The sequence below is a fragment of the Streptomyces sp. CLCI03 genome (genome assembly GCF_053615355.1).
Map to the genome: position 1 here is coordinate 6936780 of NZ_CM132132.1, position 25210 is coordinate 6961989.

20 protein-coding genes and 1 pseudogene are annotated in these 25210 nt (G+C 73.1%); 14 read left to right on the top strand and 7 right to left on the bottom strand.

The genetic code is table 11. From position 1 onward, the window contains the following. Positions 1–86: 86 nt before the first annotated feature. The 8 genes from ACWG52_RS32085 (at position 87) to ACWG52_RS32120 (ending at position 10145) form a co-directional block, all read left to right on the top strand. A complete protein-coding gene (locus tag ACWG52_RS32085; protein ID WP_033225153.1) occupies positions 87–1349 on the top strand; it encodes an NAD(P)/FAD-dependent oxidoreductase in 1263 nt (420 codons plus the stop codon). Beyond that, a complete protein-coding gene (locus tag ACWG52_RS32090) occupies positions 1346–2137 on the top strand; it encodes a DUF1365 domain-containing protein (protein WP_389807288.1) in 792 nt (263 codons plus the stop codon). Before ACWG52_RS32085 ends, ACWG52_RS32090 begins: the two co-directional genes overlap by 4 nt. Beyond that, the gene (locus ACWG52_RS32095) at positions 2134–3432 is read left to right on the top strand and encodes a class I SAM-dependent methyltransferase (RefSeq protein ID WP_453126649.1); all 1299 of its coding nucleotides are present in this window, start codon (positions 2134–2136) and stop codon (positions 3430–3432) included. Before ACWG52_RS32090 ends, ACWG52_RS32095 begins: the two co-directional genes overlap by 4 nt. Next, entirely contained in the window at positions 3429–4244 is an 816-nt protein-coding gene (locus ACWG52_RS32100) for a DUF1295 domain-containing protein (protein WP_390166870.1), read from the top strand. The genes ACWG52_RS32095 and ACWG52_RS32100 overlap by 4 nt, the downstream gene beginning before the upstream one ends. Next, on the top strand, positions 4241–4900 hold the full coding sequence (locus ACWG52_RS32105) for an alpha/beta fold hydrolase (protein WP_389807282.1): 660 nt from the start codon (positions 4241–4243) through the stop codon (positions 4898–4900). Before ACWG52_RS32100 ends, ACWG52_RS32105 begins: the two co-directional genes overlap by 4 nt. 396 nt (positions 4901–5296) lie before the next feature. Then, positions 5297–6424, top strand: coding sequence for a sensor histidine kinase (locus ACWG52_RS32110; protein ID WP_453126652.1), 1128 nt, complete (start codon positions 5297–5299; stop codon positions 6422–6424). Beyond that, positions 6412–7086, top strand: a complete 675-nt coding sequence (locus ACWG52_RS32115) for a response regulator (protein ID WP_389807278.1) — start codon at positions 6412–6414, stop codon at positions 7084–7086. Before ACWG52_RS32110 ends, ACWG52_RS32115 begins: the two co-directional genes overlap by 13 nt. Positions 7087–7193: 107 nt before the next feature. Beyond that, the gene (locus ACWG52_RS32120) at positions 7194–10145 is read left to right on the top strand and encodes a helix-turn-helix transcriptional regulator (protein WP_453126655.1); all 2952 of its coding nucleotides are present in this window, start codon (positions 7194–7196) and stop codon (positions 10143–10145) included. Between the two features lie 30 nt (positions 10146–10175). Here the strand turns inward: ACWG52_RS32120 and ACWG52_RS32125 are convergent, their stop codons facing one another. The 3 genes from ACWG52_RS32125 to ACWG52_RS32135 all read right to left on the bottom strand — a co-directional run bounded on the left by ACWG52_RS32125 (position 10176) and on the right by ACWG52_RS32135 (position 14680). Further along, positions 10176–11756 carry an ATP-binding cassette domain-containing protein gene (locus tag ACWG52_RS32125; RefSeq protein ID WP_389807274.1) on the bottom strand — a complete coding sequence of 527 codons (1581 nt, stop codon included), beginning with the start codon at positions 11754–11756 and terminating at the stop codon, positions 10176–10178. Then, positions 11753–14443 carry a class III lanthionine synthetase LanKC gene (gene lanKC, locus ACWG52_RS32130; RefSeq protein WP_453126657.1) on the bottom strand — a complete coding sequence of 897 codons (2691 nt, stop codon included), beginning with the start codon at positions 14441–14443 and terminating at the stop codon, positions 11753–11755. The genes ACWG52_RS32125 and lanKC overlap by 4 nt, the downstream gene beginning before the upstream one ends. Positions 14444–14554: 111 nt before the next feature. Beyond that, positions 14555–14680: a class III lanthipeptide gene (locus ACWG52_RS32135; RefSeq protein WP_189966317.1), complete on the bottom strand. Its 126-nt coding sequence runs from the start codon at positions 14678–14680 to the stop codon at positions 14555–14557. A 256-nt stretch (positions 14681–14936) separates the two neighbouring features. Here ACWG52_RS32135 and ACWG52_RS32140 point away from each other — a divergent pair, with 256 nt between their 5' ends. Then, positions 14937–17261 (top strand): WD40 repeat domain-containing protein, encoded by a 2325-nt coding sequence (locus ACWG52_RS32140; RefSeq protein ID WP_453126659.1) that lies wholly within the window; start codon positions 14937–14939, stop codon positions 17259–17261. 143 nt (positions 17262–17404) lie between these two features. Continuing rightward, positions 17405–18079, top strand: coding sequence for a hypothetical protein (locus ACWG52_RS32145; RefSeq protein ID WP_389807268.1), 675 nt, complete (start codon positions 17405–17407; stop codon positions 18077–18079). A 191-nt stretch (positions 18080–18270) separates the two neighbouring features. On the opposite strand, the pseudogene ACWG52_RS32150 reads toward ACWG52_RS32145, so the two are convergent. Next, positions 18271–18483, bottom strand: a pseudogene (locus ACWG52_RS32150) (transposase family protein); the annotation flags it as partial. A gap of 61 nt (positions 18484–18544) precedes the next feature. Then, entirely contained in the window at positions 18545–18751 is a 207-nt protein-coding gene (locus ACWG52_RS32155; RefSeq protein ID WP_389807266.1) for a GNAT family N-acetyltransferase, read from the bottom strand. A gap of 350 nt (positions 18752–19101) precedes the next feature. Here ACWG52_RS32155 and ACWG52_RS32160 point away from each other — a divergent pair, with 350 nt between their 5' ends. The 4 genes from ACWG52_RS32160 to ACWG52_RS32175 all read left to right on the top strand — a co-directional run bounded on the left by ACWG52_RS32160 (position 19102) and on the right by ACWG52_RS32175 (position 22226). Next, the gene (locus ACWG52_RS32160) at positions 19102–19704 is read left to right on the top strand and encodes a hypothetical protein (protein WP_389807264.1); all 603 of its coding nucleotides are present in this window, start codon (positions 19102–19104) and stop codon (positions 19702–19704) included. 98 nt (positions 19705–19802) lie between these two features. Beyond that, entirely contained in the window at positions 19803–20279 is a 477-nt protein-coding gene (locus ACWG52_RS32165) for a helix-turn-helix domain-containing protein (protein ID WP_453126662.1), read from the top strand. Positions 20280–20434: 155 nt separating this feature from the next. After that, positions 20435–20998: a hypothetical protein gene (locus ACWG52_RS32170; RefSeq protein ID WP_389807262.1), complete on the top strand. Its 564-nt coding sequence runs from the start codon at positions 20435–20437 to the stop codon at positions 20996–20998. A gap of 211 nt (positions 20999–21209) precedes the next feature. Beyond that, the gene (locus ACWG52_RS32175) at positions 21210–22226 is read left to right on the top strand and encodes a serine/threonine-protein kinase (protein WP_389807260.1); all 1017 of its coding nucleotides are present in this window, start codon (positions 21210–21212) and stop codon (positions 22224–22226) included. Positions 22227–22284: 58 nt separating this feature from the next. Here ACWG52_RS32175 and ACWG52_RS32180 read toward each other — a convergent pair whose 3' ends face one another. Beyond that, entirely contained in the window at positions 22285–22521 is a 237-nt protein-coding gene (locus ACWG52_RS32180; RefSeq protein WP_030767565.1) for a response regulator transcription factor, read from the bottom strand. 207 nt (positions 22522–22728) lie between these two features. Then, a complete protein-coding gene (locus ACWG52_RS32185) occupies positions 22729–25167 on the bottom strand; it encodes a SpoIIE family protein phosphatase (RefSeq protein ID WP_389807257.1) in 2439 nt (812 codons plus the stop codon). Positions 25168–25210: the final 43 nt, after the last annotated feature.

Genomic DNA, 25210 nt, shown 5'->3' on the forward strand with positions numbered 1-25210 from the left:
GATTCCCATCCACGGGTCGACCGGCACCGAAGTACCCGTGAAACGCCCGGCACCGGCCGTGCCGGGCAGGCGAGCGCGAGGGGTTGATCGACGTGGACCGGCGGAGAGTCGCTGTGGTGGGCGGGGGCGTGGCAGGACTCACGGCCGCCCACATCCTGCAACGCGCCTACGACGTGGTGCTGTACGAGGCGGACGACCGCCTCGGCGGACACGCGCACACCCATGAACTGACCACCGAGGACGCGGGCACGGTCCACGTGGACAGCGGATTCATCGTGCACAACGAGCGCACCTACCCGCACCTGCTGCGGCTGTTCCGGGAACTCGGCGTCACCACGCAGGAATCCGAGATGAGCATGTCCGTACGGTGCGACGGCTGCGGCCTGGAGTACGCGGGCGCCCGGGGCGCGGCCGGACTGCTCGGCGGAGGCAACCTGCTGCGCGGCCGCCACCTGCGCATGCTCACCGAGGTGCCGCGCTTCCACCGCGCCGCCCGGCGGCTGCTCGCCTCCCCCGACAGCGGGCAGACCTTGGGGGAGTTCCTCGACGGGCACGGCTTCTCCCGCTACTTCGTCGGCCACTTCGCCATTCCGCTCGTCGCGGCCGTCTGGTCGTGCGCGCCGGACACCGCCCTCCAGTACCCCGCCCGGTACCTCTTCCGCTTCCTGGCCCACCACGGACTGCTGTCCGTCAAGGGATCCCCGCAGTGGCGTACGGTCACCGGCGGTTCGGCCGACTACGTGGCCAAGGCCGCCAAGAACCTCACCTCCGTCCGCACCTCGACCCCGGTCCGGGCCGTCGTGCGCGCCGCCGACCACGCGCGCGTGCTCACGCCGGACGGCGACTCCACCCCGTACGCCGCCGTGGTCGTCGCGGTCCACCCCGACCAGGCGCTGCGCCTGCTGGCCGATCCGACCGAGGACGAGGTCCGGATCCTCGGCGCGTTCAGCTACTCCCGCAATCCCACCGTGCTGCACCGCGACACCTCGCTGCTGCCCCGCTCCCCGCACGCGCGCGCCTCGTGGAACTACTGGCTCCCCTCCTGCTCCGCGCGGCCCGAGAGCGTCCAGGTCAGCTACGACATGAACCGGCTCCAACAACTGCCGACCGCCGAGCCGCACATCGTCACCCTCAACGCCCGCGGCCGGGTCGATCCCTTCGACGTGATCGCCCGCATGGTGTACGAACACCCGGTCTACACCCCCCGGTCCGTCGCGGCGCAGGAGGAACTGCCCCGGCTGAACACGTCCGTGACCGCCTTCGCCGGCGCCTACCACGGCTGGGGCTTCCACGAGGACGGCTGCCGCTCCGGCGTCGCCGCGGCCGAGGCCCTGGGGGTGCGGTGGTGAACGGCGTCTCCGCGGGGCCCGCCGCCCCGCCCCACGTACCGGCCCTCTACGCGTGCACGGTGGCCCACACCCGCACGACCCCGATCCGGCACGCCTTCCGGCAGCGCACCTACCTGTGGCTCATCGACATCGACGATCCACCCCGCATACCCCGGGCGCTGCGCCCGCTGGCCCGGTTCGACGCCCGCGACCACTTCGGCGGCGAGGCCGCCACCCTGCGGGCGGGCCTGCAGGCCGAACTCGCCGCCCACGGCGTGACGGACGCCGACGGCCGCGTGCTGATGCTCGCCCACGCCCGGGTCCTCGGCCACGTCTTCAACCCGCTCACCCTCTACTGGTGCCACGACCGCGCCGGCACCCCGGTCTGCGTCGTCGCCGAGGTCCACAACACCTACGGCGAGCGCCACTGCTACCTGCTGCGCCCCGGCGCCGACGGACTGGCCGACGTCCCCAAGGACTTCTACGTCTCGCCGTTCTTCGCGGTCGAGGGCTTCTACCGGATGCGGCTGCCCGTACCCGGCGACGACCTCGACCTGACCGTGCAACTGCGCCACGGCGACGGGACCTGCCCCTTCACCGCGACGGTGCGGGGCAGCCACCGCCCGGCCGGCGTCCGCACCCTGCTCGGAGCCGCCCTGCGCCACCCGTGGTCCACCGCCCGGGTGTCCCTCGGTATCCGCTTCCACGGCATCCGTCTCCTCCTCCGCGGCCTCCCGGTCCGGCCCCGTCCCGCCCGTCCCGTCCCTTGCGTCAGTCCCGTCCGCCCCCCGCAGGAAGGCACCCTGTGACCGTCTCGTACATCCCGGCCCACGAGAGCGCGCTCGCACCCGTCGACCCGGCGCGCTGGCCCGACGTGGCCCGGCAGCCCCGCACCTCGGCCCTGCGTACCGCCGTCGCCGAGCGGATCCTCGCCCGGGCCCTCGCGCGGCTCCCGCTGCGGGTCCGCCGCGGCCCCCGGGAGCCGGCCGCGTACGACGTGCCCCGGCAGGCCGGCGCGCTGCCCACCCTCACCCTCCACGACCCCGAGGCCTTCCACCGCCGGATCGGCGCGGACGGCCTGATCGGCTTCGGCGAGTCGTACATGGCCGGGGAATGGGACAGCGACGACCTGGTCGGCGTCCTGACCGTGCTCGCCGGCCACGTCGACGAGCTGGTGCCGGCGCCGCTGCGCCGACTGCGCGACGCGTGGGTACGCCGACGCCCGGAGCAGCAGCGCAACACCCCCGAGGGCGCGCGGGAGAACATCCACCGCCACTACGACCTCTCCAACGAACTGTTCACGCTGTTCCTGGACCGGAGCATGAGCTATTCCTCGGCGGTCTTCGCCGCCTTCCCCGCGCAGCCCGCCACCTTCACCGCCGCCCAGCACCGCAAGATCGACCGGCTCCTCGACCTCGCGGACGTCGGTCCGGGCACCCGGCTGCTGGAGATCGGCACGGGCTGGGGCGAGCTGGCCGTCCGGGCCGCCTCCCGGGGCGCCGAGGTACTGACCGTGACCCTCTCCGCCGAGCAGCGCGACCTGGCCCGCGAGCGCATCGCCGCGGCCGGCCTGGGCGACCGGGTCACCGTCGAACTGCGTGACTACCGCCACGTCGAGGGTTCCTTCGACGCCGTCGTCAGTGTGGAGATGATCGAAGCGGTCGGCGCCGAGTACTGGGCCACCTACTTCGCCGCCCTGCGCCGGCTCCTCGCCCCGGGCGGCCGCGTCGCCCTCCAGGCCATCACCATGCCGCACGAGCGCATGCTCCTCACCGCCCGCACGCACACCTGGATCAGCAAGTACATCTTCCCCGGCGGGCTCATCCCCTCCCGCGAGGCGATCGCCCGCACGAGCGCGGCGGCCGGACTGCGTACCGTGGCGGACGACGGCTTCGGCGACCACTACGCGGAGACGCTGCGGCTGTGGCGCGAGGAGTTCGACCGACAGGCCGACTCCGTCGCCGCCCTCGGCTTCGACCGCACCTTCCACCGCATGTGGGAGCTCTACCTCGCCTACTCCGAGGCCGGATTCCGCTCGCGCTACCTGGACGTACGCCAACTGCTGCTCACCGCCGACGACCACGGGCCACGGGAGTCCCGATGACCCTCGACGGGGCCGCGCTGTCCCTCAACCTGGCCGCCGCGGCCGGCGCGGCGCTCGCCGTCATGCTGGCCACCTTCGCCGTCGCCACCGTCAAGGGCCTGCACCGGATCGTCGACATCGCCTGGGGCGTCGCCTTCGCCGCGGTGGCGCTCACCAGCTGGCTGCTGTCGGCGGGGTACGGCGACGACGGACGGCGCCTCGCGGTCGCCGCGGCGACCGTCGTGTGGGGACTGCGCCTGGCCCTGCACATCGCCGGGCGCGGCCGGGGACACGGCGAGGACCCGCGCTACGCACGCATGCTCGCCCGGGCACCGGGCAGCCCCCGGCTCTACGCCCTGCGCAAGGTCTACCTGCTGCAGGGCGCGCTCGTCTGGCTCGTCTCGCTGCCGGTGCAGGTCGCGTCGTACGTGCCCGTACCGCTCGGGCCGCTCGCCGCCGTCGGCCTGCTGCTGTGGGCCACCGGACTGCTCTTCGAGGCGGTCGGGGACTTCCAGCTGGCCCGGTTCAAGAAGCGCCCCGAACACCGGGGCAGGGTCATGGACAGGGGTCTGTGGAGCTGGACCCGGCACCCCAACTACTTCGGCGACTTCCTCGTCTGGTGGGGTCTTTATCTGCTGGCCTGCGCCACCTGGCAGACTGCGGCACTCACGCTGGTCTCACCGCTGGTGATGAGCGCGCTGCTGATCTGGGGCAGCGGCAAGAGACTGTTGGAGGCGCACATGGCGGACCGGCCCGGCTACGCCGACTACGTGGCCCGCACCAGCGGGTTCTTCCCGCGCCCGCCGCGCCGCATACGCCAGGAGGCACGGTGACGGCCGGGACCGATCGGGACACGGAGTCCACCGGCCAGGGTCGCGCCCTCGTGCTCCGTACGTCCCCCGCGACACCGGCGGCCGCGGTACTGCTGCTGCACGGCGGGCGCGAGGAGGGGCCGGAGCCGCCGCCCCTGGTCAACCTGCCCGCGCTGCGGATGCGGCCCTTCGCGGCCGCCGTCGCCCGCGCGACGCGAGGCCGCGACGTCCTGGTGGCGGAGGTGCGCTACCGCCACCGCGGCTGGAACGGCTCCCGCTGCGACGCCGCCCGCGACGCGGAGGCGGCCCTCGCCCGGCTGCGGACGCTCGCCGGGGACGTGCCGGTGGTCCTGGTCGGCCACTCGATGGGCGGCCGAGCGGCGCTGCGGGCGGCCGGCGCACCCCTGGTCCACGGCGTGGTGGCCCTCGCCCCCTGGTGTCCGCCGGGCGAACCGGTGGACCACCTCGCGGGCCGCCGGCTCTACCTCCTGCACGACGAGGCGGACCGGGTCACCTCGGCCGCCGGGTCCTGGGAGTTCGTCCGCCGGTCCCGGCTCGCGGGCGCCGACGCCACCGCCATCCCGATGTCCACGGGCGGGCACGCGATGCTCCGCGGCGCGGGCGCCTGGCACCGGCGCACCGCCGCCCTCGTCACCGGACTCGTCACCCGGGACTGAGCCCCGCCGACCGAGCCCGGCCGACCGAGCCTTCGAAGGTGAACGCGGCCCGCGTCATCGACCGCGTCGAGATCCGGATGCACGACGGGCCGTGACAGGAGGCCGATCGCGCCATCGAGGACGCCCACGACACGCGGTGCCGGTGGCCGGCGCCCGGTCGTCGTCCTGGCCGGACGGCCGTCGCACGGGCGTCGGACCGGCGCCGGGAACACCTTTCCGGCCGACCTGTGGTGCCCCCTCGGCCAAGCCCGTGAGCAGGCCGGTACGCGCCTATTTGACGTGCACCTGCTAGGGCAAAATGGCAGATGTCACAGGCAAATGGGTACGGAGGGGTGTGTCTTGGCGTTGCTGTCCTTACCGGTACGGCGCACACGGGCACTACGGGGGACGAGCGGGGTGGCGTCGGGCCTGCAACGCGCCCAGTCCTTCATGATCGTGGCCACCCTCCTGTACCGGGCGAGCCATCTGACGGTGGGCGCCCTCGCCGTCGCCCAGCGCCGGTCGGAACTGCCCCTGCAGTACGTGGGATTCGTCGTCGCCCTGGGACTGAGCGCGCTGACCTACGGCACCGCCCTGCGGCGCGGCTGGTTCGACCGGCGGCACATCTGGGCGGACGCCCTGGTCGTCGGATGCCTCCTGCCCCTGGCCCTGTGCACCTGGGGCGGCCTGCGCGAGCCGCCCGCGATCGCGTGGGCCATGCTGCTCGGCGGATCGGCCAGCGCCGTCGCGGCCATCTCCCTCGAACGACTGCACGCCCTCACCGTCATCGCCCTGCTCGTGGTCACCCACTTCATCGGCTACCAGGCGGTGGGCGCGAGCCCCGCCGTGATTCTCGGCCATCTCAACTCGATCGTGTCCTCGGCCGTGATGACCTGGCTCTTCCGCTGGTACCTGCTGCGCCAGGGCCGCCTCCTCGACGAGGCCAACGCCCGCGCGGTGGCCGCCGAGGCCCACAAGGCGCGCTACGCCGAGCGGCTCGAACACCACCGGGCCCTGCACGACACCGTCCTCGCCACCCTGACCACCCTCGCCTCCGGCTCGGTCGACGCCAACGCCCCCGAGGTGCGTCGGCGCTGCGCGCGCGAAGCCGCGTACCTCCGCCGGCTGATCCAGCAGACCGCGGACGAGGTCCACCACCGGGAGATCGGTACCGCCCTGGAGGAGGCGGTCGGGTCCGTCGAGAGCCTCCAACTACGGGTCACCGCCCAGTACCACGAGCTGCCGCAGGTGCCCCCCGAGGTGGCCGCCGCGCTGGGCGACGCCGTCCGCGAGGCCCTGAACAACGTACGGCGCCACGCGGGCACCGGACACGCCTACCTCACCGCCACCAAGGACCCGGACGCCCGCGGGGGAGCCCTCGTCACCGTCGTCGACCGGGGCCCCGGATTCGATCCCGAGCACTGCCGGCCCGGCCTCGGCCTGCGCCGCTCGATCCACGACCGGATGGTGGAGGTGGGAGGCCGGGCGACCGTGGACACCGCCCCCGGCGAAGGCGTTCGGGTGGAGCTGAGATGGCCCGGGTGATCACCGTCTCGGTCGTCGACGACGACCGGATGCTCCTCGACGGCCTGCGGGCCTGGCTCGGCGGCGTGCCGGAGCTACGACTCGTGGCGACCGCCGCCACCGTCGGCGAACTCCTCGGCGCACCGGACGCACACCTGCCCTACGGCTTCGGGGCGACGGCCTACTCCCCGCCCGACATCGTCCTCCTCGACCTCGTCCTGCGCGACGGATCCGCCCCCGCCGACAACATCCGGCGACTGCTGCGGACCGGCAGCCGCGTCCTGATGATCAGCACGGTGCCCGACCGCTCCCGGATCATCGAGGCCATCCGGGCCGGCGCCGACGGCTACCTGACCAAGGACCACGACCTGCCCACCCTGGTCGCCGCCATCAAGGACCTGGCCTCCGGCCAGGGCGCCCTCTCCGCGGAACTCGCCTTCGCCTGCGCCTACGACGACAGCCCGGCCCGCCCCCGCCTCTCGCCCAGGGAACGGCAGATCCTCCTCGACTACGCCTCCGGACTGACCCTGAAATCCGCCGCCCGGCGGGCCGGCATCACCGTCCACACCGCCAAGGACTACCTGGACCGGGTCAAGGCCAAGTACCAGCAGGCGGGCCGCCCCACCTACACCAAGCTCGACCTGGCCCGACGGGTACGGGAGGACAGTCTCGACGGGGGCTGACCACCCCCACAAGCCCCCCAAACGGACGGCTACAGGGGGCACGCGCGGCGTCCCTATCGTCATCCCCGGCGGCGCCTCGGAGGGCCCGCCGGAAAGGGGACGAGCCGGTGTCCATCTTCTGGCCGGCGCTGCCGGAGGACTGTACCGTCGCGGGCCCGGACGGAGGCCCGCACCCGAGGCGAGGGGAACTCATCGGCCGCGGGGCCGAGATGGGGCAGATCATGCGCGCGCTGGCGGACGCCCGCGCCGGGCGCGGCGCGGCCCTCTTCGTGACGGGAGAGCCCGGTGTCGGCAAGACCCGGCTCGCCACCGAGGCCCTCGCCGTGGCCGCCGAGACGAACATGGTCACCGTACGGGGGCGGGCCAGCGCGGTCGGCTCGCCCGTCCCGTACCGGCCGCTGGTCGAGGCCCTGCTCCTGCTGTCCCGGGCCGGCCTGCTGCCCGACCCGGACGAACTCGGCTGCTACGGCCCGGTCATGGCCCGGCTGCTGACCGGCGCCCGGGACACGGGCGCCGACGCCGCCTCGCACCTCGTGGTCGCCGAGACCATGCTGCGCCTGCTCACCGTCGTCGGGGAGCGCCACGGCTGCCTCCTCGTCCTCGACGACCTGCACGACGCCGACGCCGCGACGCTGGCGGTCCTCGACTACCTCCTCGACAACATCGGGCACCAGCCGGCCGCCCTGCTCCTCGTCACCGGATGCGCACCCTGCGCGGCGACCGAACTCGCCTCCAGGGCCCGCGGCCGCGACGCCGCCGCGGTGCTCGACCTCGGCCCCCTCAGCCGCCCCGACGTGCACCTGCTCATCGCGGCCGAGCTGCGCGTCCCCCCGACCGAGGTCTGCCCCGACCTCGTCCACCGCGCGGTCGACAGCGGCGCCGGCATCCCCTTCGTCGTCAAGGAACTCGTCCACGACCTCACCGGCCGCCCCGCCCGCCGCGACCCGGGGACGCCGACCGTCCCACCCACCGTCGCGGACAACGTCAGACGCCAGGCCGAGCGGCTCGGCCCGCTCGGCGTGGAACTCCTCGGCATGGCCGCCCTGTTCGGCCGCCGCTTCGCCCTGCCCGTACTGGAGCGCGCCCTCGGCCGTGACCACGCCGAACTGTCCGCGGTCCTGCGCGCCGCGGTCGCCTCGTACCTGATCACGCCGGACGGTCCCGGCGCCCAGTGGTACACCTTCCGCTACCCGCTGGCGGCCGAGGCCCTGCTGGACGACCTCGGCCCGGGGGAGCGGACCCGGTACGTGAGGCGGGCCGCGCGCGCCCTCACCGAGCTCCACCCCGGGCTGCCCGGGACCTGGTGCGAGCACGCCGCCCAGCTGCACGAGCACGCCGGCGACACCCCCGAGGCCATCCGTCTGTACTGCGAGGCGGCCGGGCGGGCGACGGGCGAGGGCGCGACGGACCGGGCCGTGGACCTGCTCACCCGGGCCCACCGGCTCGTCGAACCGGACACCGTCGCCGAACTGCGCGCCACGGTGCTGGAACGCCTCCTGGACGCCGTCGCCCGCTCGGCCCGGTTCGACGGCCTGCCCACTCCCGCCGCCCTCCTGAACACCCTCGGCGGCGACGGCGGCGAGCACGACATACCCGCCGAGCGCCGCGCCGGACTCCATGCCCGGCTGAGCGACCTCGCCACCCTCACCGGCCGCCCCGCGGAGGCCCTGTGGCACCTCGACATCGCCCGCCAACTGCTCGGAAGCCACCCGGCCGACCAGTACGCCGCCCTCGTGGACCTGTCCGCCGTGCACGTGGAACTGGGCCGGCTCGCCCCCGACCGGCTGCGCACCGCCACCCGGTACGCCCTCCGGGCCCTGCACGCCGCCCAGCGCGTCGACCTGCCCGACGTGGCCTGCAGGGCCCTGCTGCTGCTCGGGCAACTGGCCCGGGAACAGGACGAGCGGACGGCCGCGGCCCACTTCCGGCGGGCCCGCGCCATCGCCCTCGCAAGCCGGCTCCCCGTCCCGCGCGTGGCCGCCGACGTACACCTGGCCATCGTCGCCGCGAGCCACGACGGCCGACCCACCCGGATCGAACAGGCCCGCCAGGAGGCCCTGGGCATGGGGCTGCTGCCCCTGGCCCACGAGACCGGATTCGTCCTGGCGCTGGACCGGATCCAGCACGGTCGCTACGACGAGGCCCGGGACCGGATCCGGGAGGCCGCAGCCGACGCCTCACGACTCGGACTGGGCCGCCCCCTGGCCATGCTCCGGCTCGCCGAGGCCGTCCGGTACGCCCACCAGGGCCGCCGGGCCGAGATGCGCGGGGCTCTGGAACGCCTCGCCCCGCTGCTGGACGCGGCGCCCGGCGTCCGCGCGATGTCGTACGGGCTGGCACGGGCCGTCTGCTCGCTGCTGGAGGAACGGCACGAGGCCGCCGGGCAGGAGTTCGCGCAGGCCCTCGCCTACGACGCGGAGAACCCGGCGATGGGCGGCTTCGGCAAGCACGGCATCATCCTGCTGCTCGGTGTGCTGGCCGGCCGCATGGGCCGACCCCACCACGCCGAGGTCACCCGGGCGAGCGCCGGCGCCACCCGCTGGAACCACCAGTTCACCGGCCTGGCGCACGCCGTGCTGCTCGGCCGCGAGGGCCGCCCCGACGAGGCCACGGCCGCCGCGAGCACGGCGTTGGAGGCGGCCGAACCCTTCCCCATGGCGCGCAGGCTGTGTCAGCGCCTCGTCGCCCGGTCGGCCTACGACGACGGCTGGGGCACTCCGGTCGAGTGGCTGCGCGAGGCGGAGGAGTACTTCCACGACGCCGGCCTGCAGGCGGTCGCCGGAGCGAGCCGGGCGCTGCTGCGCGGGATGGGCGCCTCGGTGCGGCAACGGCGCACGGGCACCGAGCGGGTGCCCGCGGACCTGCGCCGGTGCGGGATCACCGTCCGGGAGTTCGAGGTGGCCCGGCTGGTCGCCGAACGCATCAGCAACAAGGACATCGCCGGCCGGCTGCACATCTCGCTGCGCACCGTCGAGAAGCACGTGGCCAGCCTCCTGCAGAAGACAGGCCACCCGAACCGGACGGCCTTCGCCACCGCCACCCGCGACCTGGTCGCCTGACCGCTCGCCCCGACCGCTCGCCCGACCGCCTCACGAGAGTCGGGCCGGCGGGTGTCCGGCCGCCAGGGTCACCACGCGGTCGAAGCGGCCGTCGAGGTCCTCGTCCCCGTGGTGCACGACGAGCAGCGCCCGTCCGGCCGTTCGCTCGCGCAGCAGCCGGAACACCAGCTCCCGGCCGCGGTCGTCGAGGTTCGCGAACGGCTCGTCCGCGAGGTACGCGTCGGCGTCCTCGCACAGGAGCGCGGCGACGCCGGCGCGCTGGCGCTGGCCCGAGGACAGCTCCGACGGCAGCCGGTCGGCCGATCCGTCCAGGTCCAGGGCGGCGCGCAGCCGCTCGTCGGGGACGAGGTCGCGCACCGGCAGCGGGGGCAGGTTCACCGGAGCGGTCAGGCTCGCCACCCGGGGCGGCAGGGTGACCGACCCGGCGTCGGGGGCGAGCGTCCCGGAGATGATGTGCAGCAGCGTGGTCTTCCCGCAGCCGTTGGGGCCGCGCAGCAGCACGTGCTCGCCGGCACGCTGCTCGAAGGCGTCGAACGACACCCCGGCCACCCCGGTGCCGCCGCTCCCGCCGTGCTTCTCCTCGCCCTCGTCCCCGTCCGCGCCGCCGTACACGACACGGGCCCCGTGGACCCGTACCAGCGGCCCCTCGTCGTGGTACGGGCTCCGACGGGACTCCCTCAGGGACTCGATCCGTTCGAGGACGGCGGTGCTCCGGCGGGCCTGCGGAATCATGTTGATGAGGTCGAACACCCCGGTCACCGCCCGCCACAGCGAGTTGACGAAGGCGAGGAAGCTGCCGAAGGTCATCCGGCCGGAGAAGACGAAGAAGGCTCCGACGATCATCGAGGCGGTGTCCGACAGGTTCATCACCAGGTCGCTGAGGGTCCGCTGGCGCTGCGCCAGCCGGAAGTTGACGAAGGTGATGCCGAGGAAGCCGCGCAGCGCGTCCCGGTTCGCGCGGCGCGTGCCCGGCAGCAGCGCCGGCAGCCCGCGCAGGGCGGGGAAGGCCTCCAGCGTCCGGGTCAGCGTGTTGATGTAGCGGGCCTCCGCCTCGCGTTCGGGACCGGTGTTCTCCTCGATCCGCCGGCCGAGCCGGTTGCTCACGAACACCAGCGGCGGCACGATCACCAGCAGGATCAGGCTGGCCTGCCAGGACAGGTACAGCAGCACCCCCAGGAACACCACCGAGGTGACCGCCTGCCGTGCGATGCGCAGGGACACGTCGACGGCCGGCAGGACCCCCTGGGAGACGTCGTTGTGGATGCGGCTGACGTACGAGGCGTTGCCCGCCCGCGTCATCGTCCGGCCGTCCAGGCCGAGCGCGCGGCCCAGCAGCTCGCTCTCCAGCACCAGCGTGAACGCGTTCTCGAACCGTTTGCGCCGGCAGGCGATCCAGTACCCCGTGAGGTTGAGGGTCAGCCCGAGCGCGAGGTAGGTGAGGCCGAGGAACAGGAAACGCCGCGGGTCGGCGGTCAGGATCGCCTCGTCGAACAGGGCCTTGAGCAGCAGCGGGTGCAGCAGGGCCTCCAGCCCGCTCGTGGTGACCTCGGCGACGAGGATCACCACGAACGGGGTCCGGTGACCGCGCAGCGTGCGCCAGAGCTGCCTCACCGTCCGACCTCGTCCAGCAGGAAGTCGGCCGGGCCTCCTCGGTTCACCCGGTGGAGCACCCGCAGCACGCCCGCCGATCCGGTCAGATAGTCGGTGGAGCAGCGCAGCAGTCCGTCACCGGGCAGAGCCAGCAGGGGCGGCCGGCCGTCGGCGCGCGGCAGCCCGAAGCGCTCGGCGGGCTCGAAGAGGAAGACCCTCCGGACGAAGTCGAGCTGGCGCAGCGCCGTGTCACGGTAGGACCGGTCGCCGGTGAACTCGGCCGCGTCCAGCAGCGCGTCGGCGACCCCGGCCATGCCGAAGGCGTAGCCCGGCATCACCGAGTACCGGACGTCCAGCCCGCGCAGGACGGTCCGGGCCGCGTCCGTGTCCCCGTAGCGCAGCAGCACCTTCAGCACGCCCGCGGAGCCGACCTCGACGTACGGCTCCATCGTCCCCTCGTGCTCGAACATGACCGGGCCGCCGTCGTCGTCGATGGGTGCGGCGTGGGCCATCTCCCAGGCGAGGGCCTCCCGTCCGAGCCGCAGATGGCGCGCCTCTCCCGTGACCTGGTGCATGCGCAGCAGGAACATCGCGACACCGGCCTGCCCGAAGCCCAGTCCGGTCAGCGGCCCCTTCGTGGAGAACTCGTTCAGCCAGTGGGCGTGGCCGCCCTCCCGCCGGGCGCTCTCGTGCAGCGCCTGCGCGCACTCCTGCGCGGCGGTGAGGTCGCGGGGGTCGTGGCCGCGCAGGAAGAAGCGCAGGTCGGTCATGCCGACGCCGGAGAGGCCGTAGTAGAAGGTGTGGTCGCCCGTGTCCACCGCGCGCTCGTTGGCCCGGGTCAGCAGTTCCCTGGCCGGTCCGCCGAGCCCGAGGGAGTCGGCCGCCCAGGCGATTCCGGACAGGCCGTTCATGAGGCCGTCCGGATAGCGGGCCGGATCGATGTCCGCGAGCCTGCGGCCCAGCCAGTCACGCCACGCGGGCCGGACGGGGACCCCGCCGGCGTGCAGCGCCCACAGGACGCCGCTCGCGCCGAAGCCCAGGCTCAGCGGGTTCGTGACGTGCGCGAAGGGGTCCACGGGGAAGAGCGTGTCGCGGTCGGTGTCGGCGCTCGCCCCGATGAAGGCGGCCACCCCGGCCTCCGCGTCCACGAGCCCCGACTCCGCCTCGACGACCGGGGGCACCGGGGCGGCCTCCACCCGCGCCGGCAGGTCGTCGCCCTCGTCCTCCAGGGCCTTCAGCAGGCCGTCGAGGTCGATCCGGTCCCGGGCCAGGTCGGTGATCAGCCGGTGCACCCGCTCGGGCCATCCCAGTCCCTCGGTGATGAAGATCCGGTACAGGTCCAGGACGTCCTCACGCAGGTACGACATGGCGGCGATCGGGAAGACGAAGTACGCCATGGTGGAAGCCAAGGCGTACCGGTCGCCCTCCGGTCCGTACGCCTTGAAGCGGTTGCGGGAGAGGCTGAATCCCGGGGTGTAGAGCTCGACCGGCTTCGCCAGCGCGTCGTCACCGCCCTCGGCCAGCCGGCAGGCCTCCAGGTCGACGACGGTCACCTCGTAGGTGTCCGGGTCGATGAGCAGGTTCGCGGCGGTGAAATCGGTGAGGATGACGCCCCGGTCGTGGGCGGCCCGGATCGCGCGGGCCAGTCCGCGGAAGACGGCGAGGAAGATCCGCAGGTACTCCCGCGACCGTTCGACGTCGAACCCCGGCCGCGCCAGCGGGTTGCGTTCCAGCAGTACCGAGCGGATGTCGGAGCTGTCGACGAACTCCTCGGCGATGTAGTGGTGTTCCCAGTGCCGGAACGTCGCGATCGGGGCCGGGTACGCGCCCGTGTCGGCCAGCCGGTTCAGGAACATCCACTCGCGGCCGAGGATGTCCACGGCGTCGTGGTCCTGTCGCGGGTTGATGTTGGTGTGCGGGCGGGCCTCCTTGAGCAGCACCGGGCGGTCGTCGTCCGCGGTGTCCTCGGCGGTGTACACACCGCCGCTGTTGGAGAACTGGATCGCGCCGGTCACCCGGAAGCGGCCCCCGAGCAGGCCGTCGTCCTCCGCGTCCTCGTCGGCGGGCCGCCAGTCGTCGAACGGCCAGGGCACCCAGGAGGGCTGCGCGTGGCCGGGGCGCCGGTCGTCGGGGACGGGTCCGTCCGGTCCGAGGATGCGCGGTCGTCTCCGGCCGAGGACGTCGACGGTGTGGGTGTCGAGGAACTGGCCGTAGCGGAAGTAGAGGGCCTTGCTGTCGCGGTACCGCAGGTCCGACAGGACGTAGGCGCCCTCGACGCCCTTCAGGAGGCGGGCCAGGTCCGCCAGGCAGGTCCGGAACTCTTCGTCGTCGCGCGGGTAGACGGTGACGAGCTTGCCGCCGCTGCCCCGGGAGATGGCCTTGGAGTTGAGCATCTCGAAGATGTTGAGATCGAGAGCGATCTTGAAGTCGATCTCGCGTTCCGTCAGGTGGCCGATCACCGAGGTGGCGACCTCGCGCACGTGACGGTGGCTCGACGAGATGTGGATCTTCCAGCCCTGCGCCGGCAGGTTCTGGTTGTGGCGGAAGCTCCACCAGATGCCGCTGCGGACGAACCGGGCCCGCACCCGCTCGTCGAACGCGGCGAGGAAGTGGTCCGCGTTCGGTTCGTAGAAGACGTCGAGCGGGTCGAAGAACAGTGTGTCGTTCCACGCGAAGAGGAAGCGGTAGACCCAGCGTTCGTTGCGCATCTCAGCCTCTGTGATCGTCCGGAGCCGCCGGCAGCAGCGGCCGCGGCGGCGGCCGTCGGGAACGGTGGGTCCGTGCGGGGGCGCGCCGAGCCCGCGCACGGACCCGGTGCGTCAGTTCGGGTCGTGCGGCTGGTGCGGAGACTTGCAGCAGTCGCTGCTGCTGCTCGTCAGGCTGACGGTGGCGGCGGCACTCTGCGTGGTGCGGGCCTCCATGTTCTGAAGCTTGAGGACGCTCATCCGGATCACCTCCTCGAAGGTCGGGTGCGTGGATCGTGCGCTGACGTGGATTCCTTGCCGGCCGATCGGCAGGTCCGACTCAACGCCATCCGCACCACCCGCACATGGGCGGTGGCCGCGCATAATCGCCGCCCCCGCCCCCCACCGGAACGCCGCCCCGCGCAGGGCGAAATGGTGGTGGTCCGCCCCCTCCGGCCGGCGGCACTCGGTGTGGTAGGGAACGGCGATGTCAGAGGCGGTCTCTAGCCTCGGGGGCATGTACGAGACCTCCACGGGTGCGCCCGACGACGTGAATGCCCCGCTGCCCGAGCCGCGGTGGACCGCGCAGTGGGCCGACGGCCCCGTACCGGACCAGCGGCGCCTGCGTCCCCTCACGGGGCACAGCGGCCCGGTGCGGACGGTGGCCACGGCGATCGTCGACGGCAGACCGGTCGCGGTCTCGGGCAGCCGGGACCGCACCGTGCGCGTCTGGGACCTCGCGACGGGCGGGCAACTGCACGATCCGGTGACCGGCCGCACCGACGCGGTGTCCTCGATGACCGCCGAGGTGCTGTCCGTGGCCACGGCGGTCGCCGACGGCAGGCCCGTGGCCTTCAGCCTGCACGGCGACGACTCGGTCCTCGTCTGGGACCTGGCCACCGGCCGCGCGGCGGGGGAGTTCGTCCGACTGGTGGAGAGCGCCGTCCTGGACGAGCGCCGGGTCCTGCTCACCCTCGGGGCCGACGGGACCCTGTCCGTGGCGGAACTGCGCACCGGCCGCCGGGTCGCCGCCTTCCCGTCGGCGACCGGCATCGCGACGCTGGACGGCCGCCGGGTCGTCCTCACCGTCGACCCCGTCGACGTGGACCGGACGGTGCGCGTGTGGGACCTGGCCACCGGCGGTCAACTGGCCCGGTCGCTGCAGGTGGTGCGGACCGTCGACGTCGACGGACGGGTGTTCGCCGTCACCGCCCGGGATCCGGGCCAGGAGGCGGACCCGGATCCGGACCCGGCGGCGGATTCGGGGGAGGGGCGGCTGTGGGACCTGGCCACCGGCGAGCCGTCGGACGGCCCCGAGGCGGCCGCGGCCCTCTCCGGCGGCGTGGACCGACCCGGTGTGACGACCCTGACGGTGGTGCACGGCAAGGCCGTCGCCGTCGGCCTCGACGGCGAGGAGCCCCGCTTCATCGGCCCCTTGGCCCTCGCCCGCCAGAACGGCGCCCTGGTCCGCACCCGGGCGCGGGAGACCGCGTTGCTGGACGGGCGTACCGTCGCCCTGACCACCGAAGCGGACGGGACCCTGCGGATATGGGACCTGACGGACGATCGGCCGCGCGTGCACGGCATGAGGGTGCTCGACGCCGTCGGCGCGGGCGACACCGCGCCGGCCTTCCCGCCCGGCCCGGAGCGGGAGGCCGACCTGTGGCACCGGATCTCCGGCCGCGGGGCCGGTCCGTCCGACAGCACCGATCCGGTCCTGCTCACGGTGGAGCAGGGCGACACGGTGGTGGTACGGGACCGCGCCACCGGACAGCCCGTCGGCCGGCCGCTCACCGGACACACCGGCAAGGTCTGGGACGTGGCCACCACCGTCGTGGACGGGCGGCCCGTGGCCGTCACGGCGAGCGCCGACCACACGCTCCGGACCTGGGACCTCTCCCACGCCCTCGCCCCCGGGGACGGTCCGCCCCGCGCCGGTCACACCGCAACGGTCACGGCGGTCACCACGACCGTCCTCGACGGGAGCCCGGTGGTCGTGACGGCCGGCGCCGACCGCACCCTGCGCGTCCGGGACCTGAACACCGGCCGACAGGTCACGGTCCCCGTGGCGGGCCTGGAGGGCGAGGTGACCGCGATGGTCGCCTCGGAGGTGGACGGGCGGCCGGTGATCGTGACCGCGGGTTCCGGTGACATCCTGCGCCTGCTGGATCCGGTGGGCGGGGAACACATCGGCGAGCCCGTCACCAGCCACCACGGTCGGGTGCTGGCCCTGGCCGGCGCGACCCTCGCGGGCCGGCCGGTCGTGGTCACGGCCGGCACCGACCGCACCGCGGCGATCCGGGACCTCGCCACCCGCCGCCCGGTCGGCGAGCCGCTCACCGGTCACACGAGCAGGGTGACCGCCGTGGCGACGGCGGAGCTCGCGGGGCGGCCCGTCGCGGTCACCGGCAGCTGGGACAGGACCGTACGGCTGTGGGACCTCGGCACGGGCCGGCAGATCGGCGAACCCCTGACCGGCCATACCGACTGGGTGACCTCGGTGGCCACCACGTTGATCGACGGCAGACCCGTCGCGGTCAGCAGGAGCCGGGACAAGACGGTGCGCCTGTGGGACCTGGCCACCCTGCGGGAGATCGGCGAACCCCTGAGCGGTCACACGGATCCGAACGGGCCCATGGTCGTCACCACCGGGGGTGCCCGGCCGGTGATGGCCATCGGCCAGGGGCAGGCCGTGCGCTTCTGGGACCTCACCACGGGGCGCGAGGTGGGGAACGAGTACGCGCTGCCGCTTCCGGCGGCCGTGCTCGCGGCGGCACCGGGCGGCCGGCTCGCGGTCGGCTTCGGCCCGGAGGTCACGGTGCTGGGCCCGGCGGCAGATTGACTCGAACGGACCGTATGCCTCCGGTAGGTCGGGAGAATTCCGGGAGCAAGAGGCGGTGATCGACGTGCGGGCCGGTGGCGAGTGAATTCGCCGCCGCCGTACGGCGGTTCACCGATCCCCCCAGCACCGTGAGAGGCACCACGATGACCACACACCGCGTCAGGCGTTACGCGGCCCGCGCGTTGACCATGACGATGGCGGCCTGCGCCGTCGCTGCGGCGACCACCCTTCCGGCGTCCGCCGCCGACCAGCCGACCCGGCCGCAGCTCATGGCGGACTGCGCCTCGGGCGAAGGCAAGTGCACCTTCAACTCGCCCGAGCTCGGGGAGGCGTACCTGGGTGACTTCCGCCAGGTGTCGAACTCCCTGTTCAACTGCACCACTTCCGACGCGACCCAGTCGATGACCTGGGACGACACGGTGGGATCCACCGACTCGCTGGGTGTCTCCGTCACGGCCGGCGGTAACATAGCGGGCATCGTCGACCTGAGCGTAACCGCGAGTTACAGCCATAGTTGGTCGAGCAGCCACTCGGAAAGCAGCTCGCTCAACATGACGGTGAAGCCGGGCGAAGTCGGATGGATCTCGCGCGCCCAGGTGATGCAGAAGGTCTCCGGCACCTGGCAGACCCACTACGACAGCCCGAAGTGGAGCCACTACTACTGGTTCTTCCAGGACACGATCACCGGCCCGGCCAAGAACGGCACGGACGGCAAGAGCAACGCCGTGGTGGTCAAGACCCGCAAGATGACGGCCGCGGAGAAGCGCTCCTGCGCCGCCGAGGGCCACCAGGGCCGCAGTTTCGTCCAGGCCCGCTGAACCGGCCCGGCCCCGCCCCGTTCCTCGGGGCGGGGCCGGGCCCGTTCTCGACCCCGTCCGATGTGAAGACGTAGAAGAGCGTCGTTTCGATGTCCGCCCCCCGCCAGGGCGGTTTCACACGCAAGGGTGTCCGCCCCGGCCGGGTCACATCCCGGCAGGTCGGCCGGGCCGCCGGGGCAGACCTGGTCGATGATCCGGCGGATCGTCGCCGTACTCGGCGCGAGACGGACGCCGAACACCGAGACGGTGCGGGCACCGAGTCGGGCGAGGGCGGCCTGTGGGGCGCTTCGCGCCCACTGCCCGATCGCCGCGAAGGACCGGGCGCCGGCCACCACGGCCGAGCACGCCACCAGCAGCACGCTCACGAACGGGTGCCGCTTCCCCCGCCGACATCGCGGATCCACCGCGTCCCGGGCAGAGTCGGCAGGCCGACGAGTCTGCGGTGCTGACGCGAAGGCGACGTGATCAGACGGACGCCGGCGGACGGAGCGTCTCTGCGGCGGCCCGGTACAGCACGCACCGGCGTAGCGGCCCTTCGGGCACGCTCGGATCCTCGACGTCGTCGGCCGGGTCCCGGTTCATGCCGATCCGGCGCATCACCGCCCGGGAACGAAGGTGGGCGACGGTCGTCGACGCGACCACCTCCGGCAGTCCGAGGGCGTAGATCCTCACGGTCTGCACCACCCGGCGGGACGCCACCGTCGCCCCGCCGTGACCTGCAGGGATTCACTCTGGAGCCGTTCCTGCACGGAGTACGCGGGCGCGCCGTGCACCGCCCGCCCCCACCGGGCGGAGGCGGCTTTTATCCCGAGTTCACGAGGGTGTCAAGTCCCGAGTTTCCGGAACATGACCCGGGTGTGGCCCCCGGGGCTTACTTGTGGTGCGGGCCTCACCGGAAAGAAAACGAGGCAGACGAAAGAAAAGGAATACCTCCCCGAGGATCCCTTCTCTCGCCGATATCACCGCACCGTCCCGGAAATCCGGGTACGTCAAACACCCCTCTTGAACTGTAGGAGAAAGTCATGAACCGCAAGATGCACACCAGCAATGGCACCCGCTCCACCCGCCGCGGTTTCCGCGTCGCCACTCTGGTCGCCGCGGCCGCTGTGGTCACAGGAGGGGTCGTGCTTCCGGCGTCCATGGCTTCGGCCGCTCCGGTGGCCTCCCACGTGGCTACGGCCCTCCCGAACGGCGGAGGCGCCGGAGGTGACGGTGGCAAGGGCGGTACCGGCGGTCTCGTCGGTGGCGCCGGTGGTGCCGGTGGCTCCGGTGGCGGCAGCGTCAAGGGCACCGGTGGTAAGGGCGGCAACGGCGGTGCCGGTGGAGACGGTTTCCTGCTCGGTGGCGCCGGTGGCGGTGGCGGCGGTGGCGGCGAAGGCCGGATCGGTGGCGCCGGTGGTAACGGTGGCGACGGCGGCTTCGGCGTCCTCCAGGGCGGCAACGCCGGTGGCGGCGGCGGGGGCGGCGACGGCTTCCTCAAGGGCGGCAAGGGCGGCAACGGCGGCAACGGCGGCTTCAGCTTCTTCAACGGAGGCAACGGCGGCAAGGCCGGCGACGGCGGCTTCGGAGGCCTGATCGGTGGCGAGGGCGGTAACGGCGGCGCCGGTGGCGGCAGCCTCTTCTGACCGCTCGCCGTAGCACCCGGCTCAACGGGGTGGAGGCCTTCGGGCCTCCCCCACCCTCCACCCCCCTCTCGGTATGTGCCGAAACGGAGAAACCCCTCATGTTCACGAAGTCCTGGCAGCGTCCGATCATCCTGGCCACGGCCTCTCTGGCCCTCGTCACCGGTACGGCGTGCGCCGCGCAGGCGTCGCAGTCCCACACCCCCACGAGCATCAGCGCCTCGGCCCCGGCCGACCTGCCCGCACACTGCGTCGGATTCGGCGGCAAGGGCGGAGAGGGTGGAGAGGGCGGCAAGGGCGGCCGGGGCGGCGAGCCCGGTCAGCCGGGTGAACCCGGTCAGCCCGGCGGGGTCGGCTGCTTCACCTTCAAGGACCTGCCCGACAAGTCGAAGGCGGATCTGACCGTGGTCGACAAGGTGCGCATCGCGATCATCGTGCTGGCGGCCGACGACGAGGAAGAGACCACGAAGAAGATCGCCGACAAGTACAAGATCTCGGAAAAGCAGATCGACACCTGGAAGAAGTACTACGCCGACGGCGACTGGTTCGCCCTGATGGCTGACGACGTCCGCTCGTGAGGCCTCGACGCCCCGGTGCGCAACAGGCCGGGGCGTCGGCGAAAACCTCGGGAATACGAACGGCCGGACATCGATCGGGCCCACTCGGCAGGAACGCGGAAAGCGGGACATCGCAGCCGCGTCACGGAATGCAATTCCAGGCAAGGGAGAGTCTCATGCGTACGCGATCCACGAAGTTTCGGCTCGGCCTCATCATCTCCGCGACTCTGATCGGCGCGGGTGCCGTCGCACCGGTCGCCACCGCGGCCCCGGCCCCGTCCGCCCAGACCGTCTCCGCCTTCGGCAGCGGCGACGCCCGTCCCGGCGGCGGCCGGTTCCACGGCAAGGCGGTGCTCGGCGGGGTCAAGGTCGACAAGGGCAGCGTACGGGTCGGTGACCGGGTCTGTGCCGGCAGCTGCGACGGATCGGTGAACGGAACCAACGGCGGCAAGGGCGGCATCTGCGCCGGGCTGTGCAACGGGAGCGCCAACGGCGGCACCGGCGCCACGGGCGTGCCGGGTGGCAGCGGTAAGAACGGAGGCAAGGGCGGCATCTGCGCCGGGACCTGCAACGGCAGCGCCAACGGCGGCACCGGCGGCACCGGCGGGGTCGCGCTGCCCGGCGGCGACGGCGGCAAGGGCGGCACCGGCGGTGACGGCGGCCTCTGCATCGGCTTCGGCTGCGGGACCACCGGCGGGCTCGGCGGTAACGGCGGCGCCGGCGGCAACGACGACGACTGACCGCCATGCACCCGCACGCGCCCGGTGACCGGTTCCCCTCGGGGACCGGTCACCGGGCGCGTCCGGGTGCGCGTACGGGCCCGTCCCGACCGTCCCCCTCCCCGTTCCCGTCCACGGCGCGCGCGGGTGGGGCGGTCGATAGACTTCCAGGTATGGAAGAGCGGCCTGCCGCGTCCGGCGGCGTCACACGGCCGGGCGAGGGGGACGTCCGATGAGCGAGGTGTCGAACCTCAGCGTGTACGCGGGCCGCGCCTCGGGCCTCATCGGCAAGCAGATCGCCGGCTACCGGGTGGAGCGCATGATCGGCCGCGGTGGCATGGCCGTCGTCTACTGCGCGAAGGACCTGCGTCTCGACCGTACCGTCGCGCTCAAGCTGATCGCCCCCGAGCGCGCCCGTGACGAGACCTTCCGGCGCCGCTTCACCCACGAATCACGGGTGGCCGCCTCGATCGACCACCCGCACATCGTGCCCATCTTCGAAGCCGGTGAGACCGACGGCGTCCTCTACATCGCCATGCGCTACGTCTCCGGCCTGGACCTGCGCGCCCTGCTGGACCGCGAGGGCCCCCTGCCGGTCGCGACCGCCCTGCGCATCGCCGCCCAGGTGGCCTCGGCGCTCGACGCAGCCCATGACCACGATCTCGTGCACCGCGACGTCAAGCCCGGCAACATCCTGGTCGCCGCGGGCACCGACAGCGACCACCCCGAGCACATCTACCTCACCGACTTCGGGCTGACGAAGAAGGCGCTGGCGCTGACCGGGTTCACCACGGACGGGGAGTTCGTCGGCACGCTCGACTACATGGCGCCGGAACAGATCTCCGGCAGGCCGGTGGACGGCAGGTGCGATCTCTACAGCCTGGCGTGCGTCGTCTACGAGACCCTCGCCGGCGGGCCGCCCTTCCAGCGCGAGGAGGACGCGGCGCTGCTGTGGGCGCACCAGTACGACCCCCCGCCCCCACTCACGGAAAGGCGGCCGGGAATCGCTCCCGCCGCCGCCGACGTACTGACCAAGGCTCTGTCGAAGGTCCCCGAGGACCGCTACGGGTCCTGCCTCGAATTCGTGGCCGCGCTGCGCGACGCCACTGGAGGCGGCATCGGCCGTCACGCCGATCCGCCGTCGCGGGAGGATTCCCGTCCCCCCGTCCCCCCGAGGGACTCCGTGCCCCCGCGGGAGCCCCCGGTCTGGGCCCGGCCGGTCTTCTACGGCCTGCCCGGCGGCCCGTAGACCGCCTCGCCCGTCACGGGCGTCCTCCGTCTTCCTGTCGATGTCCCTACCGCGGCTGTCACAGTCCCATCGAGATGGCCAGGCGGGTCATCTCGGCCGTGGTGCTGATGTTCAGCTTGGCGCGGATGCGGCGCAGGTAGGCGTCGACCGTGTGCTTGGAGAGCCCCATCTGGCGGGCCGTCTGCAGGTAGGTGCAGCCTGCGGCGATGTGGCGCAGGGCCTCCTGCTCGCGGGGGGCGAGCGTGGGGGCGGTGGCGGTGGCTTCGGTCTGCGGGGCGACGAGGGTGAGACTCATGATTTCCTCCGACGGATCGGCCTGGTCATCACTGCTCACGTCCTCGGAAGCAGGGGACGTATACCTGAATGTCGGTGTTTGTCCCTGATAAAGAGCTTGTCGGCGGGACTTCATGGAGGTGTCCGTCAACTGTCACAGGCGCGTCACAGGGGACATTTCCGTGCATACCGCCCGGCTCTGTACGCGTCCTCGTCGCCTGCGGAGCCCTCAGAACCCGGTGAGGGACTGCTCGGCCCAGATGGTCTTGCCGATCTCCGCGTGCCGGGTGCCCCAGCGCTGGGCGAGCTGGGCCACCAGCAGCAGACCCCGGCCGCCCTCGTCGAAGGTCCGGGCCCGCCGCATGTGCGGGGCGGTACTGCTCGCGTCGGAGACCTCGCAGATCAGCGTGCTGTTCTTCTCGTGGATCAGCCGCAGCTGGATGGGCGGCTGACCGTACCTGATCGCATTGGTCACCAACTCGCTGACCAGGAGCTCCGTGACGAAGGAGGCCTCCTCCAGCCCCCAGGCCGTCAGCTGGTCGGTGGTCTGGCGCCGCGCCGTGGCGACCACGGAGGGGTCGGAGGGCAGGTCCCAGACGACGACCTGGTCGGCGTGCAGACCCCGCGTCCGGGCGACGAGCAGGGCCACGTCGTCGTCCGGGCGGTGCGTCAACATGGCCGTCAGGACGCGGTCGCACACCGCGTCCAACGTGTCCGCCGGCCGGACCAAGGCCGCGAACATGCTGTCCAGCGCCTCGTCGATGTCGTGGTCGCGGGCCTGCAACAGACCGTCGGTGTACAGGGCGAGGATGCTGCCCTCCGGCAGCTCGACCTCCAGCGTCTCGAACGGCAGGCCGCCCAGTCCCAGCGGGGGACCGGCCGGGACGTCCAGGAGGTACACGGAACCCTCGGGCGAGACCACGGCCGGCGGCGGGTGTCCGGCCCGGGCGACCGTACAGCGCCGGATGACCGGGTCGTAGACCACGTACAGGCAGGTGGTGCCGATGCCCCCGGCCGTCTCCTCGCCGGAATCCTGGTCGCTCTCGTCGGCGGACAGGTGGATGACGAGGTCGTCGAGGTGCGTGAGCAGCTCGTCCGGTCCCAGGTCGACGTCGGCCAGGGTGCGTACGGCGGTGCGCAGTCGTCCCATCGTGGCGGTGGCCCGGATGCCGTGGCCTACGACGTCCCCCACGACCAGTGCCACCCGGGCGCCCGACAAGGGGATCACGTCGAACCAGTCGCCGCCCACCCCGGCCTCGCCGGCCGCCGGCAGGTACCGGGAGGCGATCTCCAGCGCCGCCTGGTCGGGCAGCGTGTGCGGGAGCAGGCTGCGCTGCAACGTCATCGTCGTCGTGTGCTCCCGGCCGGACCGGTACGCGTTGCGGATCCCGGCCGCCGCCCGGGCCGTCAGTTCCCCGGCCACCCGCAGGTCCTCCTGCTGGAAGGGCTCCCGGCGCCGGTGTCGGCCGAAGACGGCCACCCCGAGGGTGCCCCCGCCGGCCCGCATCGGCACCACCATGATCGAGTGGGCCCCGTACTCCCCGATCCAGGCGGCCTCCGGATCCTGGGCCGCCCACCGGGCGAAGGCCGGGTCCTCGGCCCCGTACACGGCGCCCCGGCCCGCGACCAGCGCCTCGACGGGCGGTGACAGCGGGGGATAGCTGGTCGTGTCCCCGACGGCGACCCCGGATTCGGGGGTCCCGTCGAGCACCGACCGCGCCGCGGCACGGCACACGGTGACCGGCACGTCGGCCTGGACCGAGGACGGCTCGTCCCCGCGCGGCAACGGCTCCAGCAGGTCGACCACCGCGAAGTCGGCGAACCGGGGGACGGCGGCGTCGGCCAGCTCGTGCGCGGTGCGGACGCTGTCCAGCGTGGTCCCGATGGGCGCGGTGTCGACCGCGTCCGTCAGGAGCATCTGGTGCTGGACGCTCTCCACCGCGCTCCGGTCGTGCGCGGCCAGACACACGGCGTGCACCCGGCCGTCCGGGTCCCGCAACGGCGCCAGCGAGGTCGCCCAACCGTGCTCCCCGCCGACGCCCGTCGGGTGGACGAAGGCCTCCATGTACTGCGGCTCACCGGAGTCCAACGCCAGGCGCATCCGGCGCTCGGTCTCGTCGCTCACGGGATCCGGCGCGATCTCCGGCAGCCGTAGTCCCCGCATCTCGGCCTCCGTGAGCGAGAGCGTGCGCTCCATGCCCGCGTTCGCCCGCACCAGTCGCAGATCCGTGTCGAAGATCGCCAGAAAGCAGGGGGACTGGGTGAACGCCCACTCCTTCAGCGGTTCCTCCCAGGGCGCCCGGGGCGCGCCCCCGACGGCGGACACCACGAACCACTTGGTGGTTCCGCCGCTGGACGTCCAGCGGTGCGCGAGCAGTGCCACCTCCATGCGGTGACCGTCCCGGTGCCGCAGCGCCACCGTGCCGCTCCACCGCTCCTGCTCGTCCGGCAACCGGCGCGCCGCCTCGCTGAGGACATCGGCGAGCCGGTGGGCGGCGGGAAGTCCCACGACCTCGGACGGCACGTAGCCGAGCAGTCGGGTCGCCCCCTCGCTCCACTCGGTGACGATGCCCTGCTCGTTGATCGTCGCCGAGGCCGTGTAGGCCGACTCGAGGGAGGCGCCCGTCTCCTCGGGCCGCTCACCAGGAGAGGTGGGAACTCGCTCCATCGCCACTCATCTCGCCCTCGCTCGTTCCGCTGCCGCCGTCCTA